Annotated in this window: 10 protein-coding genes; 5 read left to right on the top strand and 5 right to left on the bottom strand. The window is 60.8% G+C overall.

What is annotated here, in order from left to right; all coding sequences use genetic code 11:
• Positions 1 to 172 precede the first annotated feature (172 nt).
• The gene (locus ACAX43_RS26195) at positions 173 to 1,078 is read left to right on the top strand and encodes an NAD(P)H-binding protein (protein ID WP_370711306.1); all 906 of its coding nucleotides are present in this window, start codon (positions 173 to 175) and stop codon (positions 1,076 to 1,078) included.
• 366 nt (positions 1,079 to 1,444) lie between these two features.
• On the opposite strand, the gene ACAX43_RS26190 is transcribed toward ACAX43_RS26195, so the two are convergent.
• Together ACAX43_RS26190 and ACAX43_RS26185 are read right to left on the bottom strand one after the other, a co-directional pair.
• Positions 1,445 to 3,589 (bottom strand): response regulator, encoded by a 2,145-nt coding sequence (locus ACAX43_RS26190; RefSeq protein ID WP_370711305.1) that lies wholly within the window; start codon positions 3,587 to 3,589, stop codon positions 1,445 to 1,447.
• 9 nt (positions 3,590 to 3,598) lie between these two features.
• Entirely contained in the window at positions 3,599 to 9,655 is a 6,057-nt protein-coding gene (locus tag ACAX43_RS26185; protein ID WP_370711304.1) for a HAMP domain-containing protein, read from the bottom strand.
• 407 nt (positions 9,656 to 10,062) lie between these two features.
• Here ACAX43_RS26185 and ACAX43_RS26180 point away from each other — a divergent pair, with 407 nt between their 5' ends.
• Together ACAX43_RS26180 and ACAX43_RS26175 are read left to right on the top strand one after the other, a co-directional pair.
• Positions 10,063 to 10,764 (top strand): glutathione S-transferase family protein, encoded by a 702-nt coding sequence (locus ACAX43_RS26180; protein WP_370711338.1) that lies wholly within the window; start codon positions 10,063 to 10,065, stop codon positions 10,762 to 10,764.
• A gap of 44 nt (positions 10,765 to 10,808) precedes the next feature.
• Positions 10,809 to 11,498, top strand: coding sequence for a haloacid dehalogenase type II (locus ACAX43_RS26175; protein WP_370711303.1), 690 nt, complete (start codon positions 10,809 to 10,811; stop codon positions 11,496 to 11,498).
• Positions 11,499 to 11,724: 226 nt separating this feature from the next.
• Here ACAX43_RS26175 and ribA read toward each other — a convergent pair whose 3' ends face one another.
• Positions 11,725 to 12,375: a GTP cyclohydrolase II gene (gene ribA, locus ACAX43_RS26170; protein WP_370711337.1), complete on the bottom strand. Its 651-nt coding sequence runs from the start codon at positions 12,373 to 12,375 to the stop codon at positions 11,725 to 11,727.
• A gap of 270 nt (positions 12,376 to 12,645) precedes the next feature.
• On the opposite strand from ribA, the gene ACAX43_RS26165 reads away from it, so the two are divergent.
• Entirely contained in the window at positions 12,646 to 13,089 is a 444-nt protein-coding gene (locus ACAX43_RS26165; protein WP_370711302.1) for a CBS domain-containing protein, read from the top strand.
• Between the two features lie 328 nt (positions 13,090 to 13,417).
• Here ACAX43_RS26165 and ACAX43_RS26160 read toward each other — a convergent pair whose 3' ends face one another.
• Together ACAX43_RS26160 and ACAX43_RS26155 are read right to left on the bottom strand one after the other, a co-directional pair.
• Positions 13,418 to 13,762, bottom strand: a complete 345-nt coding sequence (locus tag ACAX43_RS26160; protein ID WP_370711301.1) for a DUF4148 domain-containing protein — start codon at positions 13,760 to 13,762, stop codon at positions 13,418 to 13,420.
• 273 nt (positions 13,763 to 14,035) lie between these two features.
• On the bottom strand, positions 14,036 to 14,683 hold the full coding sequence (locus ACAX43_RS26155; RefSeq protein ID WP_370711300.1) for a DNA-3-methyladenine glycosylase: 648 nt from the start codon (positions 14,681 to 14,683) through the stop codon (positions 14,036 to 14,038).
• A gap of 382 nt (positions 14,684 to 15,065) precedes the next feature.
• Between ACAX43_RS26155 and ACAX43_RS26150 the strand changes: the two genes are divergently transcribed.
• Positions 15,066 to 15,428 carry a BON domain-containing protein gene (locus ACAX43_RS26150; RefSeq protein WP_370711299.1) on the top strand — a complete coding sequence of 121 codons (363 nt, stop codon included), beginning with the start codon at positions 15,066 to 15,068 and terminating at the stop codon, positions 15,426 to 15,428.
• The last annotated feature ends 228 nt before the right edge of the window (positions 15,429 to 15,656 follow it).

Here is a 15,656-nt window from a genome sequence, read left to right as displayed (position 1 = left end):
ATTGTGCGATGTTTTTCACTGCTTCGCTTGGCGCTCGCAGCCTCCACTCGCATGCGAGCGTCGCCACCAGGAAAACAATCATCCGAATCTGCGCACGACGATCCGTGCCTGTGCGTTTCCTGCTCCGCGCGTCCCTATGATGGCGAGACACTCATCCGAAAAGGAGCCCACCGTGTTTGTGATTTTTGGAGCAGCAGGCAATGTAGGCAGAGTGAGCGCCGCGGCATTGCGCCGGGCGGGCCGGGAAGTGCGCGCGGTTGTCCGCAACGACCGGCAAGGCCAAGTGTTAGCCGAGATCGGCTGTGACATCGCCATCGCCGATCTACTCGACCCGGCTGCGGTCGCGCGGGCTATCGACGGCGGGTACGCGGTGCAGGTGCTTTGTCCGGTGCCGTATGGCGACGCCGATCCCGCCGCCACGATGCGGCGCATGATCGACGTAAGCGCCGACGCCTTACGCGCCAACCCGCCGCAACGCGTGCTCGCGCTCTCCGACTACGGCGCGGAACACGCGAACGGCACGGGCATCACGACGCTATTCCACTACCTCGAAATGCAACTCGCGCCCGTTGCCTCGCAGTTGACGTTTCTACGCGCCGCGGAACACATGCACAACTGGGTTCGCGTGCTGCCGATCGCGCTCGCCACGGGCGTGCTGCCGAGCCTGCATCATCCGGTAAGCAAGCTGTTTCCGACGGTCGCCGCACAGGACGTCGGGCTGCTGGCCGCCGAACTGCTGCTCGACGACAAACCGGCGAAGGTATCGCCCCGTGTGGTGAGTATTGAAGGTGAAGCGCGCGTCAGTGCGTTAGACGTCGCACGCACGCTCGGCGAATTGGCGCACCGTCAGATCACGGCGCACGAAGTGCCGCGTGGCGAATGGGCTGCCATGCTCCAGAGCGCGGGACTCGGCGAGAACCACGCGCGCCTCATCACAGACCTGTATGACGCACACAATGCAGGCGGCATCGACGTCGAAACGGAGATCAGCGAGCGGCGTTTCGGCGCAACTGCGCTAGCGGACGTGTTTGCGTCGATCCTGCCGCGCGTCACGGCAGCTGCCGCGACGGCACGCTAAACGACGCTTGCCATAGGGGAACCAACATGCATCCCTGCCCTTTGCTGCGCGCATCGAGGTGCGCGACGACACGATTTACATTCACGTCGACACCGATACGCGCCGTGATCTACGAACGCTTCTTCAGAAGCGACTATTGCGTCCTCGCCGGTAAATCGCCGTGGTTTTCATGCTGTCGATCCGCGGCCGGACGATCTCGCGATCAAAACGTTGTCCATCGACGAGAATGTCCAGGCTAATACACCTCGCTTCGCCCAGCGGCGACGGGCACGAAGCGAATGATCACCTTCATCGCTCGCCTCCGCAGGAAGGGAACGCTTCAATGTGGCACTGGACCCGGCTACCCCAAGGTTTTTGACGCTCCCGCTATCTTGTCGCTATCCCATCGGAGCCGTGCCGACGTTCCGTTGCGGCGATCGCGTCGAGCAGCGCGGAAGTGTCTGCCGGCTTAACAAGATATTGATCGACGCCAGCTTCGAACGCGCGCCGAATTTGATCTTCCTGTCCATAGCCGCTGAGCGCGATGATCAAACATTCGCTGCACCCTGAGTCCTGCCTTAAGCAGCGGGCGACCTCGTAGCCACTCATACCCGGCAAGCCGATATCGAGCACGACGACATCCGGTCGCATCTCAGCTGCCATGCGCAAGGCTGACTCACCATCCGCGGCGCATCTGACAATGTATCCGTAGATGTTCAGCAGCGCTTCCAGACTTTCCGAGGAAGCCGCGAGGTCGTCCACGATCAGCACCCGAATCGCCTGCTTTCTGTTCAGGTGCACGACCGGGGCGAGCGCAGTGGTGTGGCGCTCGGCCATGGCGCCCGGCAAACGAATTGCAAACGCCGCTCCTTTGCCGAGCCCGTCGCTCCGGCACTCGACCCGTCCACCGTGAAGCTCGGTGAGATGGCGCACGAGGGTCAAACCGATACCAAGCCCCCCCTGAGGCCGATGCAACGAGGTGTCGGCCTGCGCGAACAGCTCAAATATATGCGGCATGAAAGCCGGATCGATGCCTTGCCCGTCGTCGGCGACAGTGATCGACGCGATGCCGTCTGAAAACCGGGTGGAAAGCGAAATATGACCGCCTTGCGGCGTGAACTTGGAAGCGTTGTTCAGCAGATTGGACACAATCTGTGCGAGCCGCACTACGTCACCGTTGACCGCCGTGTCTACCGCTCCCTCGTCACAGGTGAGGTGTTGCGCACGCCGGATCAGGTGCGGCCGGCTGGTTTCCACCGCGCGGCCGATCACTACGGACAATGGCACGAGCTCCTTTCGCAACGTGACCGCTCCCCTCGCGATCCGCGAGACGTCCAGCAGGTCTTCGACGATCCGCACCATATGCTCGACCTGGGTTGCGACGATCTCGCCCGCCCAGCGAAGCACCTCGGCATCTCCTGGCGTGGCACTACGCAATACCGCAGCGGCATTGGCAATCGGCGCAAGCGGATTGCGCAACTCGTGAGCGAGCATCGCGAGGAATTCGTTCTTGCGGCGATCGCCGTCGCGGATCGCCGAGAACAGCATCGCATTCTCGATCGCAATCGCTGCGCGGCTCACAAATTCCCTGCTGAGCATAATCTGCTCGTCCGACATGCCCTGCCCGTACGAGCAAAGTAAAATTACCCCCTTCTGGTTGGCAGTCAGCAATGGGAATGCGCTGACGCGCTGGATGCCTCCGTTCGCCGTGCCCGCGACGGTCTCCGTCAGGAAGTCGTCTACTGGCTTGCTGTCATTCTCCGCACGCTCGCGCAGTAGCTGGTCGACAAAGCGACTCACCAGAGGAAACGCCACCGAGAGGGTCCGCGACTCGAAACCAGCGAGATCGGGGGCGTTGGTTCGATCTCGCCTGGCCGATCGGGATGTGATGTCCGTCGGTACATCGCCGGTTCCCATCACGGCAACGAAGGCGATGTCCGCCAGTTCGGTCGAAGCGAGCTCGACGATATGCTGCAAGGTGGTGCCGACTTCAAGCGAACGGGTCAGCACGTGGCTTGCATTGGCGAGGAAGTCGGCACGTTGCCGCGCGCGCTCGGCTACCACCCTGTTGGCTTCGGCCAGCAGGAACGCTTCGCGCTCCGCCGCCCGCGCGAGCAGCTCGACGTTCATACGGTACATTTCGACGAAGACCCGGACCTTCGAGCGCAGGATCTCGGGGACCACGGGCGACGAAATGTAGTCCACCGCGCCGAGCGAATAGCCGCGCTTCATCTCCGCCTCGTCCACATAGGCGGTCACGAAGATAATGGGCGTCCTGGCCGTACGACGATATGAACGCAACAAGGAGGCGGTTTCGAACCCGTCCATGCCGGGCATGTTCACGTCGAGCAGGATCACCGCGAAACTTTGTTCGAGCACCGCTTTCAGTGCTTCGCGCCCGGACGCGACCGTGATCACATTTTCCTGAAGTTCCTCGAGCACTGTTCGCATGACCAGGTGCTGCTCCCGCATGTCGTCAACCACCAGAATATTGACGGGCTGCCGCGGGGTCGGGACGGAGATGTCCATCATCGGAGCCTCTTATCCATGCAGCCACGCGTGAAGCACCGCAAGCAGGTCTTCCCGGTTGACCGGCTTCGAAAGGTAGTCCCACGCTCCAGCTTCGATGCAGCGCTCGCGGTCGCCTTTCATCGCTTTCGCCGTTACCGCGATGATCGGAAGAGTGCGCCCGACCGGCCGCTTGCGGATTTCCTTCGTGGTTGTGAGTCCGTCCATCTCCGGCATCATGATGTCCATCAACACGATATCGATCTCGGGGTCGCTCTCGACCAGTCTTATCGCATCGTGGCCGTTGTCCGCCCACACATAGTGCATGCCATGATCTTCCAGGACGGTAGCTAGCGCGAAGATATTGCGCATGTCGTCATCGACGATCAATGCCTTGCGGCCCGCGAGGTCCGCGTCCGACCGGTGCAGACCGTCGATGAGTTCGCGCGCTTCGTTCCGCAGCAGCGTGGGGTCGAGGTGCAGCAACGCTACGGTCGAGTCGAGCAGACGGCTGAGATTCGAGGCCGTGAAGCTCACGAACCGGTCGCCGCAGCGAGCGAACGGTGCAGGCGAATCCGTCTGAGGCGCGTATACGATCAGTGGTAGCGGTGAAAACTCGTTGCGGTGCGCGAGCGCCGCTTCAATCTCGCGGGAATGCTCCTCCAGCATCGCGGATGAAAGGACGACCCCACACGGGTGGCGCTCGGCGAGTGCGCTAATCAGCGCTTCATGCGTGGGAGCCATCTCCAACGCGACGCGATCGCTCGACAACAATTGGGACAACTGCTCGCGCTCGGGACCTTCGGGCAGCGCAACCAGAATTCTGCGCGGCATAGCCTCGACGTACGCTGCGATCGACCGCAACGCCTCGTCGAGCACCTCGCGCGACCGGATCGGCTTGGGCAGAAAAGCGAAGGCGCCGGCTCGCAGGGCGCGATCGCGCGATTCGTCGGTCGAGATGACGCAAATCGGCAGATGTCTCGTCGCCATATCGTGCTTCAGGCGCGCGAGTACCCGCCAGCCGTCCATGTCAGGCAGGAACAGATCGAGCGTGATGATGTCGGGCTTGAACTGGTTGGCCAGCGTCGATGCCGGCGCGCCGAGTGGCGTGACGAGTCCCTTGAAGCCCTGTTCGCGCGCCGCATCGAGCAGAAAGTGCGCGAAGGCCAGATCGTTTTCAACGATCAACAGAACTTTGTCGCCGGGCTTGATGCTCAGGCGATCGTCTTTAGGCGTCGCAATCAGTTCACCTGTCCCGCCGATCAGCGAACTGACGAACTCATCGGCTGCCAGCGTGTCGGCTTCATGCGCGGCGGTTCGGGTCGCCGACGGTTCGGCAGCGATTGCCTCCGCGTCGCTATCCTCGCCTGTCACAGCGAACGTACGACGCGCTGCCCGACCCGCTTCTCCCGACAGTGGGAGATACAGCGTGAAAGTGCTCCCTTTATTGGGTGAACTGACGAGACGAATTTCTCCGCCCAGCAACTTGGACAACTCCCGACTGATGGCAAGACCGAGGCCTGTCCCGCCATATTTTCGACTCGTGCTGCCATCGGCCTGCTGAAATGCCTCGAAGATGATCTGCTGCTTGTCAGTCGAAATGCCGATGCCCGTATCCGACACCGAGAACGCGATGACGTCCTGGGCCCGATTGAGCGCCTCGTTATCGTAGCTCCAGCCACCGGACGCCTCCTCGATCGACAGCGTCACGAGCCCGTGATGCGTGAATTTGAAAGCATTCGACAGCAGGTTCTTCAGGATCTGCTGCAGCCGCTTGAGGTCTGTGCGGATCGACGCCGGCAGGCGTGCCTCGGCATGCACGACAAATTCGACACCGCGTGCTTCCGCAACGTGTCTGAAAGTGCGCTCCACGTAGGGTGTGAGGTCCGCAAGCTGATGTTCGGCGAAATCCATCACGACGGTGCCCGATTCAATTTTCGACAGGTCGAGGATGTCGTTGATCAGCATGAGCAGGTCATTGCCGGACGAGTGAATCGTTTTGGAGAACTCTATCTGCTTGCCCGACAGGTTGCCTTCGGGGTTTCGGCAGAGCTGGTCGGAAAGAATCAGCAGACTGTTGAGCGGCGTGCGCAGCTCGTGCGACATGTTCGCAAGAAATTCCGACTTGTACTTCGAGGTGAGCGCGAGTTGCTTGGCTTTTTCTTCAAGCGCCTGTCTTGCCTGCTCAACCTCCGTATTCTTGCGCTCCACTTCCTGATTCTGGTGCGCGAGCAGCCGCGCTTTTTCCTGCAACTCCTGATTGGTCTGCTGCAACTCTTCCTGACGGCTTTGCAGTTCGTGCGCCAGTGATTGCGACTGCTTGAGCAGGTCCTCCGTTCGCGTGTTGGCCTCGATCGTATTGATGACAATGCCGATGCTTTCGGTCAGCTGATCCAGGAAGGCCTGATGCGTGGGGTTGAACCGTTCGACCGACGCGAGCTCGATGACACCCTTGACCTGTCCTTCGAATACGATCGGCAAAACAAGTACGTTGTGCGGGACGACGCTGATCAGCCCTGACGTGATGCGAAAATTGTCGGACCCCGAGGGCTCGAGCAAAATCTTGCGGCGCTCGACCGCGCATTGCCCGAGCAGCCCTTCACCGAGCTGCACGCGCTTACCGTGAGACGGGCGCCCGGTCGATGCGTAGCTCGCCATCAGGCGCAGCGACGACGAATCGGATGTTGCGTCCAGCACGAAAAATTCTGCCTGCTGCACCCCGACCACGGGCGCGAGCTCGGAAAGAATGAGCTGGCCTACCGCCACGAGATCTTTCTGCCCCTGGAGCATGCGGCTGAATTTGGCGAGATTCGTCTTGAGCCAGTCCTGCTCGGTGTTGACCTGCGTCGTATCCTTCAGGTTACGGATCATCTCGTTGATCGTATCCTTCAGAGCCGCGACTTCGCCCAGCGCCTCGACCGTGATCGATCGCGTCAGGTCGCCCTGGGTCACGGCTGTTGCTACCTCTGCAATGGCCCGTACCTGCGTCGTCAGATTGGCCGCAAGCTGGTTGACGTTCTCGGTCAGCCCTTTCCACGTACCGGAAGCGCCCGGCACCTTCGCCTGTCCGCCGAGCTTGCCCTCCACGCCGACCTCCCGCGCCACGGTCGTAACCTGGTCAGCGAACGTCGCCAGCGTGTCGGTCATGCTGTTGATCGTGTCCGCGAGCGCTGCGATCTCTCCTTTCGCCTCAACCGTCAGCTTGCGCGCGAGATCGCCGTTCGCGACGGCCGTCACCACCTTCGCGATGCCGCGCACCTGGCTTGTCAGGTTGCCGGCCATGAAGTTGACGTTGTCGGTCAGGTCCTTCCACGTGCCCGCTACGCCCTGCACGTCCGCCTGGCCGCCAAGCTTGCCTTCCGTGCCGACCTCGCGGGCCACACGCGTGACCTCGGACGCGAACGATCGCAACTGATCGACCATCGTGTTGATGGTGTTTTTCAGTTCGAGAATCTCGCCCTTCACGTCGACCGTGATTTTCTTCGACAGGTCGCCCGCGGCGACCGCCTTCGTCACGTCGGCGATGTTGCGCACCTGGCTGGTCAGGTTGCCCGCCATGAAATTGACGTTGTCGGTCAGGTCTTTCCACGTGCCGGCCACGCCCTGCACATCGGCCTGCCCGCCCAGCTTGCCCAGCGTCCCGACCTCGCGCGCGACGCGGGTCACCTCCGACGCAAACGAACTTAACTGATCGACCATCGTGTTGATGGTGTTCTTCAGCTCAAGGATCTCGCCCTTGACGTCGACCGTAATTTTCTTCGAAAGGTCGCCGGCCGCGACGGCCTTCGTCACGTCAGCGATGTTGCGGACCTGGCTCGTCAGATTGCCCGCCATGAAATTAACGTTGTCGGTCAAATCTTTCCACGTACCGGCCACCCCTTGCACATCGGCCTGACCACCGAGTTTTCCTTCGGTGCCCACCTCGCGGGCCACTCGCGTCACCTCGGAAGCGAACGAGCGAAGCTGGTCGACCATCGTGTTGATCGTGTTCTTCAGTTCGAGAATTTCACCCTTTACATCCACCGTGATCTTTTTGGAAAGGTCGCCCGCAGCTACCGCGGTCGTGACGTCGGCGATATTGCGCACCTGTGCAGTCAGGTTACTGCCCATCGAATTGACGGAGTCGGTCAGATCCTTCCAGGTGCCGGCCACGCCCTGCACGTCCGCCTGGCCGCCGAGTTTGCCTTCCGTACCCACTTCGCGCGCCACCCGCGTCACTTCCGATGCGAACGAACTCAGCTGGTCCACCATGGTATTGATTGTGTTCTTGAGTTCGAGAATTTCACCCTTCACGTCGACGGTGATCTTCTTCGACAGATCGCCGGCGGCCACTGCGGTCGTCACGGCGGCAATGTTACGTACCTGAGCCGTGAGGTTGCTGCCCATCGAATTGACGGAGTCGGTCAGATCCTTCCAGGTGCCGGCCACGCCCTGAACGTCAGCCTGCCCGCCGAGCTTGCCCTCCGTACCCACTTCGCGCGCCACCCGCGTCACTTCAGACGCGAACGAGCGCAACTGGTCCACCATCGTGTTGATGGTGTTCTTCAACTCAAGGATTTCGCCCTTGACGTCGACGGTGATCTTTTTGGACAGATCGCCCGCCGCAACGGCGGTCGTGACGTCCGCGATGTTGCGCACCTGCGCCGTAAGGTTGCTGCCCATCGAGTTGACCGAGTCGGTGAGGTCCTTCCAGGTGCCGGCCACGCCCTGCACCTCCGCCTGGCCGCCGAGTTTGCCTTCCGTGCCCACTTCCCGCGCCACCCGCGTCACTTCGGACGCAAAGGAGCGCAACTGGTCCACCATCGTATTGATCGTGGCCTTGAGTTCGAGAATTTCGCCCTTAACGTCGACAGTGATCTTTTTGGACAGGTCGCCCGCTGCAACGGCCTTGGTGACTTCGGCAATATTGCGCACCTGGCTCGTGAGATTACCCGCCATGAAGTTCACGTTGTCGGTCAGGTCTTTCCAGGTGCCGGCGACCCCCTGGACATCCGCCTGGCCGCCAAGCTTCCCTTCCGTGCCCACTTCGCGCGCCACCCGCGTCACTTCGGATGCAAAGGAGCGCAACTGGTCCACCATCGTGTTGATGGTGTTCTTGAGTTCGAGAATTTCGCCTTTGACGTCCACCGTGATTTTCTTGGACAGGTCACCGGCCGCCACCGCCTTCGTCACCTCCGCGATGTTGCGAACCTGGCTCGTGAGATTGCCTGCCATCGAATTGACCGAATCGGTCAGATCCTTCCAGGTGCCGGCCACGCCTTGCACGTCTGCCTGCCCGCCGAGCTTGCCTTCCGTGCCTACCTCACGAGCGACCCGCGTGACCTCCGCGGCAAAGGTGCCGAGCTGCTCGACCATCGTGTTGATCGTCTTCGCCGTGCGCAGGAACTCGCCTTGGAGCGCCCGGCCTTCGGCCTCGAGCGCCATGCTCTTGGACAGGTCCCCTTGCGCTACCGCGCCGATTACGCGCGCGACTTCGCTGGTCGGGTGGACAAGGTCTGCAATCAGGGAATTGACCGCCTCAATCGACTCACCCCAGAACCCACGCGCATACGGCAATGCCGCACGCTCCTTCAGACGCCCCTCCTTGCCGACAACCCTGCTCAACCGGCCCAGTTCTTCAGACATCCTGACGTTCTGCTCGACCACTTCGTTGAACACATGGGCAAGCTGACCGCGCATTCCTGTCCAGTCCGGCGGCAGCGATGCAATCTCGCCCTTTTGCAAGGCGGTCAACGCCGTAAGGATTGCCTTCGTGCAGGCGTGGGCTGCTTTCGTACTCTCGAACACGCCGTTGATATGCGAAGCGTTGTCGAGCCACACGCCGGCAAGCGTCTCCGTATTGACCGCAGCCTGTGAGCCATCACCGGGCTGCCCGGAAAGCTGCTGCGCCACGCGACCCACGTCGTGCGAAATGCGCCCGGTTTGGGCGGCCAGCGCGTTGAATTCCGCGGCGACGTTTGCCAGATCGCCGGACCAGCTATCCGGGAGCCGAAACGAGGTGTCACCACGGCGCAGAGCGCTCAGAGCGCTGACAACAAGGGCGTATTGTTCGCCGGATTGATGTGATGATTCGGTCGCTACACTGTCCATGCATTCCTCAACCGTCGTTAATTAGGCAACTTTTATTTAGGCATGCGTTCGAGTGATTGCCACGGCGGCTATCTTATCGCTTTCCGCCCCCTTGGGCGCCGTGAAATTCGGCCAAGAAGCTGGAAACGCCTGGAGGACGGGCAGGCCGCCAAGGTCGGGAATATTCGTTGCCGAAGTAGCGGTCCATCCTTATGTGCATGCAGTCGTAGGCGGGCGCTGGCACTCAATCCACCGGGAGTTTCGAATGAGAGTGCTACGCTCGCATGGCAAACACGACATTTTTCGCTGCGATACGGTCCCGACCCGATCATCGAAGATGGACGCGACGCGATCGTCAAGGTCTGTGTAAATGGGTTAAATTAGCACCCTTCGTTCACGCCTCACTTTCACCACAGAGGAAAGTTCCCGTGCTCCAATTTTTCTATCACCCGTCTCCCAATCCTGCGAAAGTCGCCCTGTTTCTGGAGGAGACAGAACTTCCCTACCAGATGGTACCCATTGATACCCGCAAGGGCGAGCAGCATACGGACGCGTTCAAGGCGATCAACCCAAACGCCAAGACGCCCGCGCTGGTAGACGGCGATGCAGTGATCTTCGACAGCAACGCGATCCTGATGTATCTCGCCGAAAAGACTGGTCGGTTTCTTCCCGACGACACACCGGTCGCACGCGGGGAAATGTATTCGTGGCTGATGTTCGTGGCGACCGGGATCGGCCCATACTCGGGACAGGCGGTGCATTTCAAGCATTTCGCGCCGGAGCCCAAGGCCTACGCGGTTAATCGATACAACTTCGAGGCCTGGCGTCATTGGGGCATCGTCGATGAGCGCCTCGCCAAGCGCCGTTACATGCTTGGCGACCGGTATACGCTCGTAGACATGGCGATCTGGGGCTGGGCTCGCGTCGCGCCGTTCGTGCTGGGCGAAACCGCGTGGGAGAAATTGCCCAACGTCAAGCGTCTGTTCGACGAGATCAACGCGCGTCCGGCCGCTCAGCGGGCCGAGGCACTCAAGACGCAGCACGTATTCAAGAGCGAGATGGATGACGCGGCCCGCAAAGTGATGTTCCCGCAAAATGCCCAACTCGGCATTGGCACTTCGGGAAACTGACATGCTCGGCCTCCAGCCCAGCACCACAACTCAAGGAGCCGATCATGGAGGCAGTTGCCAAGCGTGGACGCACGCTCGTTTTTGACGTCAATGAAACGTTGCTCGACATAGAAGTTCTCAATCCCTTCTTCGAACGCGTGTTTGGGGATGGGCAAATCATGCGGCAATGGTTTGCCGAATTGATTGTCTATTCAGAGGCTCTAACGCTGAGCGGGGATTACACGCAGTTCGGCACGCTCGCTACGGCCGTTTTGCAGATGGTCGCAAGGGTGAGGCAGGTTGAATTGAAGGAGAGTGACATCGCGGAGTTCAAGTCGACGATGGGAAAAATGCCGCCACACCGTGAGGTGCCCGAAGCGCTGGAGAAGTTGGCGAGTGCCGGGTTCCGCATGGTGACGCTGACAAACTCCTCAGGCGAAGCCGGCAAGGAGTCACTCGTTCAGGCTGGACTGTACGGCTTTTTCGAGCACACGTTCTCCGTCGACGAAGTCGGGAAGTTCAAACCTGCGAGAGAGGTCTACGCTCACGTCGCGCGGACGTTGAATGCCGAGCCGTCCGGACTACGTCTGATTGCCGCACACACTTGGGACACGCTCGGCGCGCTCGCAGCTGGCTATAGCGCAGCCTTGGTCGCAAGGCCCGGCAATGCCCAGCTCGCCGTTGGCCCCCAGCCCGATATCGTGGAGCCCGACTTGCTGCAGACCGCAAGACGCATAGTCGACGTCGACCGCTGATTTGAGCGCATCTGGCGTATTTTCGGGCATTTTTGGTACGCTGGTCCAAAATTGTTGTTGAGGAGTGTACGGCAGGCTCGACGGCGTTCGGCCGTGACGAAGCGGTGAATCGTGCTATCGGTTCATTCTGCGGTAGCGGTTCGACCACGACCGTTCATGACGGCCTGTTGATATCGCGCGGTTGAACGCCTCAGCCTGCAACGCAAGCACAGGTCCGAGGTTTGCGCTACTCGTTCTCGTCGAAGTAATGCCCGAACTTCAACTGCTTGGTGCGGATATAGCGCTCGTTTTCCTCGCGCATCGGAATCGCCAGCGCAACCCGCTCGCAAACCGGAATGCCGTGCTTCGACAGCGTATCGAATTTCTCCGGATTGTTGCTCATCAGACGCACCGAGGTGACCTTCAGCGTGCGCAGAATGCCCGCCGCCGAATCGTATTCGCGCGAATCGTCGGGCAAGCCGAGATCGAGATTGGCCTCGACGGTGTCGCGGCCCTGCTCCTGCAGTGCATACGCGCGGATCTTGTTCGACAGGCCGATGCCGCGCCCTTCGTGGCCGCGCAGGTACAGCAACACGCCGCAGCCTTCGGCCGCGATATAGCGCAGCGCCAGATCGAGCTGCTCGCCGCAATCGCAGCGATACGAGCCGAGCACGTCGCCCGTCAGGCACTCGGAGTGCAGGCGCGTCAATACGGACGACTTGTTTGCGACATCGCCCATCACGAGCGCGAGATGTTCGGCGCCGCTTTCGGCCACGCGAAACACGTAGGAGGTGAACGTGCCGTAGCGCGTGGGGAGCGTGGCGGTGGCGTCGAGGACGACGCACTCGCCGCTGATTGCGCCGTCTGCTGCTTGCGACGGATCGTGAGACGTGAGCATAGCGTTGGACAAGGGTGCTGACATGAACCCGATCAAACCGGGGATAAGGTACGGACTCGGAGTTTACCGCTAATCGGCACGACGCACCCGGATGTCCATGCGCCGCGCAAGGAAGCCCTGCGTCGGCGCACCGGTTTCCAAGCTCAACGTGCCGCGCGCCAAAGGTATTTCCGATGTACTGACGCTGCGCGTCACGCCTATACTGGAATGGCCTGTCCCTCACGACAGCGCGCCGCCTCGGCGTGCTGCACTGCGAAACGGAGCCGCTCCATGACAAGCGTTGCACAACTTCTTAAAACGAAACCGAACAACACCACCGTCTACACGGTCGGGGCCGACGATTCCGTCTACGAGGCGATCAAGCTGATGGCCGAAAAAGGCATCGGCGCACTGGTCGTGACGGACGGCGACAGCATCGCCGGGATCATTACGGAGCGCGACTATGCGCGCAAAGTCGTATTGATGGACCGCTCTTCGAAAGCGACGCCGGTGCGCGACATCATGAGCAAAGCCGTGCGCTTCGTCCGTCCAGACCAGACTACCGAAGATTGCATGGCCCTGATGACCGAGCGGCGCATGCGTCACTTGCCGGTGATCGAGAACGACAGACTGGTGGGAATGGTGTCGATCGGCGACCTGGTGAAGAACATCATCGCTGAACAGCAGTTCACCATTCAGCAACTCGAGTTCTATATCCACGGCGAACGGCCCTGACGCTCGCCACCCCGCTCGCCACCGAAACTGGACGCAAAAAAAGCCCAATCCTTTAAAAAAATGGGTTGGGCGAAGCTACCTTGCGGCAGCGGAGGTTCCGTGAATTCTGGGCCGCGCTTTGCACGGCGCTGCGGATTCATTCGTCACGCGGCGCATTCCGCGGTGACGGTAAAACACAATGTTCTTCAATGCGCGCCGCATAGGGCGCGCACTTCCTTAGCCACATCAAACTGCTGACTGCTCGCCGATTGCAGAACGTGCGCTCAGATGATCACGCACGCCCCGCTTCGGATCGACTGCCGGCCAGACCCGCCGGCTATCGTCGATATTAGTTGCCGAAATAAACCGACTTCGCGCCGGACATCGGCTGTACAAGGCCGCCCGACTGCGACGAACCGCTCACCGCGCCACCGTAGCCACTGGTATCCGCGACCGGTTCCTGCGTCTGCGCAATAGCCGGGTTTTGCGCCTGCACGCGGCTTTCGGCGGCCTGGATGTCAGACGGATAGGTCGGGTCGTTGGTAACGGACGGGTTGTAACCTGCTTGTTCCACCTGAATCAATTGGTTGCGGACTTCTGCGCGGGTCAAGGGCTGCTGGTTCGATTGAGCGAACGATGCGACCGGTGCGGCGAGAATGGCTGCAATGGCGACTGCCTTGATGATCGATTTCATGATGACTACCTCCAGACCTGGTTTTTTTGCTTCGCTTGCCACCCCATGTGAGAAGCGATTGGTTTCAGTCTAGTCACCAGATTGCCAAGGGAAAACCCTTAATTACGAGATACATAATTGTTCAAATCGCAATAGTGTGTCGAAATTTCTGTTTGTATATATCGATACGGTAGCTTTGACGTAATAATTGTAGGGATCGTAACCCTTTGTGTCTGACGTTTCGAAATACGTCCGCCTTGAGTCAATTTTTGCCGCACCGCCCGCCGCCGGTGGTCAAATTTGCGTGTTTGTCGACATGCCGGAATACGGCGCCAGCAGCAATTTTCGGGGTCCGCTGACGAACGCGCTGCCGGGTTCGAAAAACCGCAGCGGTCGATGCATCTCACGCGACAAACCGATGCGCGTCGTCACGCCAATCGGCACGTCCCCCTTCTCGATCACGCCGATCCACAGGTCGCGCCCCGCGCAAAGATCGCGGCCGTCGAACGACTGACCGATACCTAAGGCCGCGGTGAGCCGGCCGGGACCGCGCGCGAGGTCGCGCAGCGGCACACCGGGCCGCCGCGCCTCCATCAAAGGCAGCCCTTCCAGCGGCTCGATCGCGCGCAACAGAATTCCGGCGCCGACCTCCTGCGCTTCGGCAGACATGTTGAGCATGTATGAAAGCCCGTAGGTCAGCCGCACATAAGCGTGGCCGCGGGCGAGAAACATCGAGCCGTTATAGGGGCGGCGCCCAGGAAACGCGTGGCTGGTTGAATCACCGACCGGATACGCCTCGGTTTCGACAATCCGGCCACTGATGCGGCCTTCGGGTAGATCGCGCACGAGATATTTGCCGACCATGAAGCGCGCCAGTTCGACCGTGTCGAGCGGTAAATTGTCGCGAAGCAATGGGAGAATAGGCAGCGGCTGATTCGGCATGCGGTTCCGACTTGCGTTGACGCGCGAGGCGCGGGGTTCCTGGGATGCACAGCAAACACTGCACCAGCCGTGTCGCCCGCGCCGCGCCAGGCGATGGAGCGCCATCGGACTGTTTCATCGGCCCATTCGTTGTACCAACACCTCATTTCCGGGCGGCGGCGCATTCACCATGGCACTAATTGGAGTATCGTGTGTTTCCGGCCTGCAGCACAGCCTTTGCTGGCATGCGTGTGCTTAAGCGCGCCCGATCAGCCTACAGATAGCAAGAAGTTGCACGACCCGCAGCAACGTTCCATTCAGATTTGATCCCGAAGTACCCGCTGGTGCAGTACACCGGCCCCATCCGGGGGTCGTCGTATTCATGACAACAGGAGAGAGTTGAATGAAAGCATTCCAGACAATCAAGATGGTCGGCGGCGCGCTGATCGTTCTGGCGTCCCTCAATGCCTATGCGCAAAGCAGCGATGCGGCAGCAGCGCCCGCAGCGGCCGCATCGTCGGCACCTGGCACCAAGCAGGCCAAGGCAGCCAACCGCGCGTTGGGCCACAAGGTTCGTAGCGCGCTGTCGAAGACCAAGGGCCTGAGCGTGGCCAATATCACCGTACGCGCGCGTGGCGGCGCCGTGACGCTGGCGGGCACGGTGCCCGAGCAGTCGCAAGTCGATTTGGCAACTCAAGCCGCGCAAGGCGTGCCCGGCGTGACGTCAGTGAAGAACGCGCTGACGGTTCGTTCGATCGGACAGTAATCGGTCGTCAAACAGTTGTAGCGTCGCACCCGGGCGCAACGCTTCGTCACGAGGCGGCGCGTCCGGATCGAACCATCCGGTTCCTGTTGGCGCAGCTAATACCTCGGACCTCGGCGGTTCCAGGTTCTCCACACGATGGCGTTCCACCATCGAAATTACTCCGTATTTTTCGCGCAATCGTGTGCGACGCCATCCTTCAGATGTAGAACAGGGGTCGGTTGTCTTACC

Origin of the sequence: Paraburkholderia sp. IW21 (genome assembly GCF_041321145.1) — a bacterium.
Taxonomy (GTDB): Bacteria; Pseudomonadota; Gammaproteobacteria; order Burkholderiales; family Burkholderiaceae; genus Paraburkholderia.
The sequence above is the reverse complement of the archived record's forward strand: the minus strand, read 5'-3'. Positions and strand labels throughout refer to the sequence as shown.

What these genes read in the sequence shown, in the direction of transcription:
- ACAX43_RS26190 (WP_370711305.1), bottom strand. Translation starts at nt 3,589, where the DNA reads ATGATGGACATCTCCGTCCCGACCCCGCGGCAGCCCGTCAATATTCTG.
- ACAX43_RS26185 (WP_370711304.1), bottom strand. Translation starts at nt 9,655, where the DNA reads ATGGACAGTGTAGCGACCGAATCATCACATCAATCCGGCGAACAATAC.
- ACAX43_RS26175 (WP_370711303.1), top strand. Translation starts at nt 10,809, where the DNA reads ATGGAGGCAGTTGCCAAGCGTGGACGCACGCTCGTTTTTGACGTCAAT.
- ribA (WP_370711337.1), bottom strand. Translation starts at nt 12,375, where the DNA reads ATGCTCACGTCTCACGATCCGTCGCAAGCAGCAGACGGCGCAATCAGC.
- ACAX43_RS26165 (WP_370711302.1), top strand. Translation starts at nt 12,646, where the DNA reads ATGACAAGCGTTGCACAACTTCTTAAAACGAAACCGAACAACACCACC.
- ACAX43_RS26160 (WP_370711301.1), bottom strand. Translation starts at nt 13,762, where the DNA reads ATGAAATCGATCATCAAGGCAGTCGCCATTGCAGCCATTCTCGCCGCA.
- ACAX43_RS26155 (WP_370711300.1), bottom strand. Translation starts at nt 14,683, where the DNA reads ATGCCGAATCAGCCGCTGCCTATTCTCCCATTGCTTCGCGACAATTTA.
- ACAX43_RS26150 (WP_370711299.1), top strand. Translation starts at nt 15,066, where the DNA reads ATGAAAGCATTCCAGACAATCAAGATGGTCGGCGGCGCGCTGATCGTT.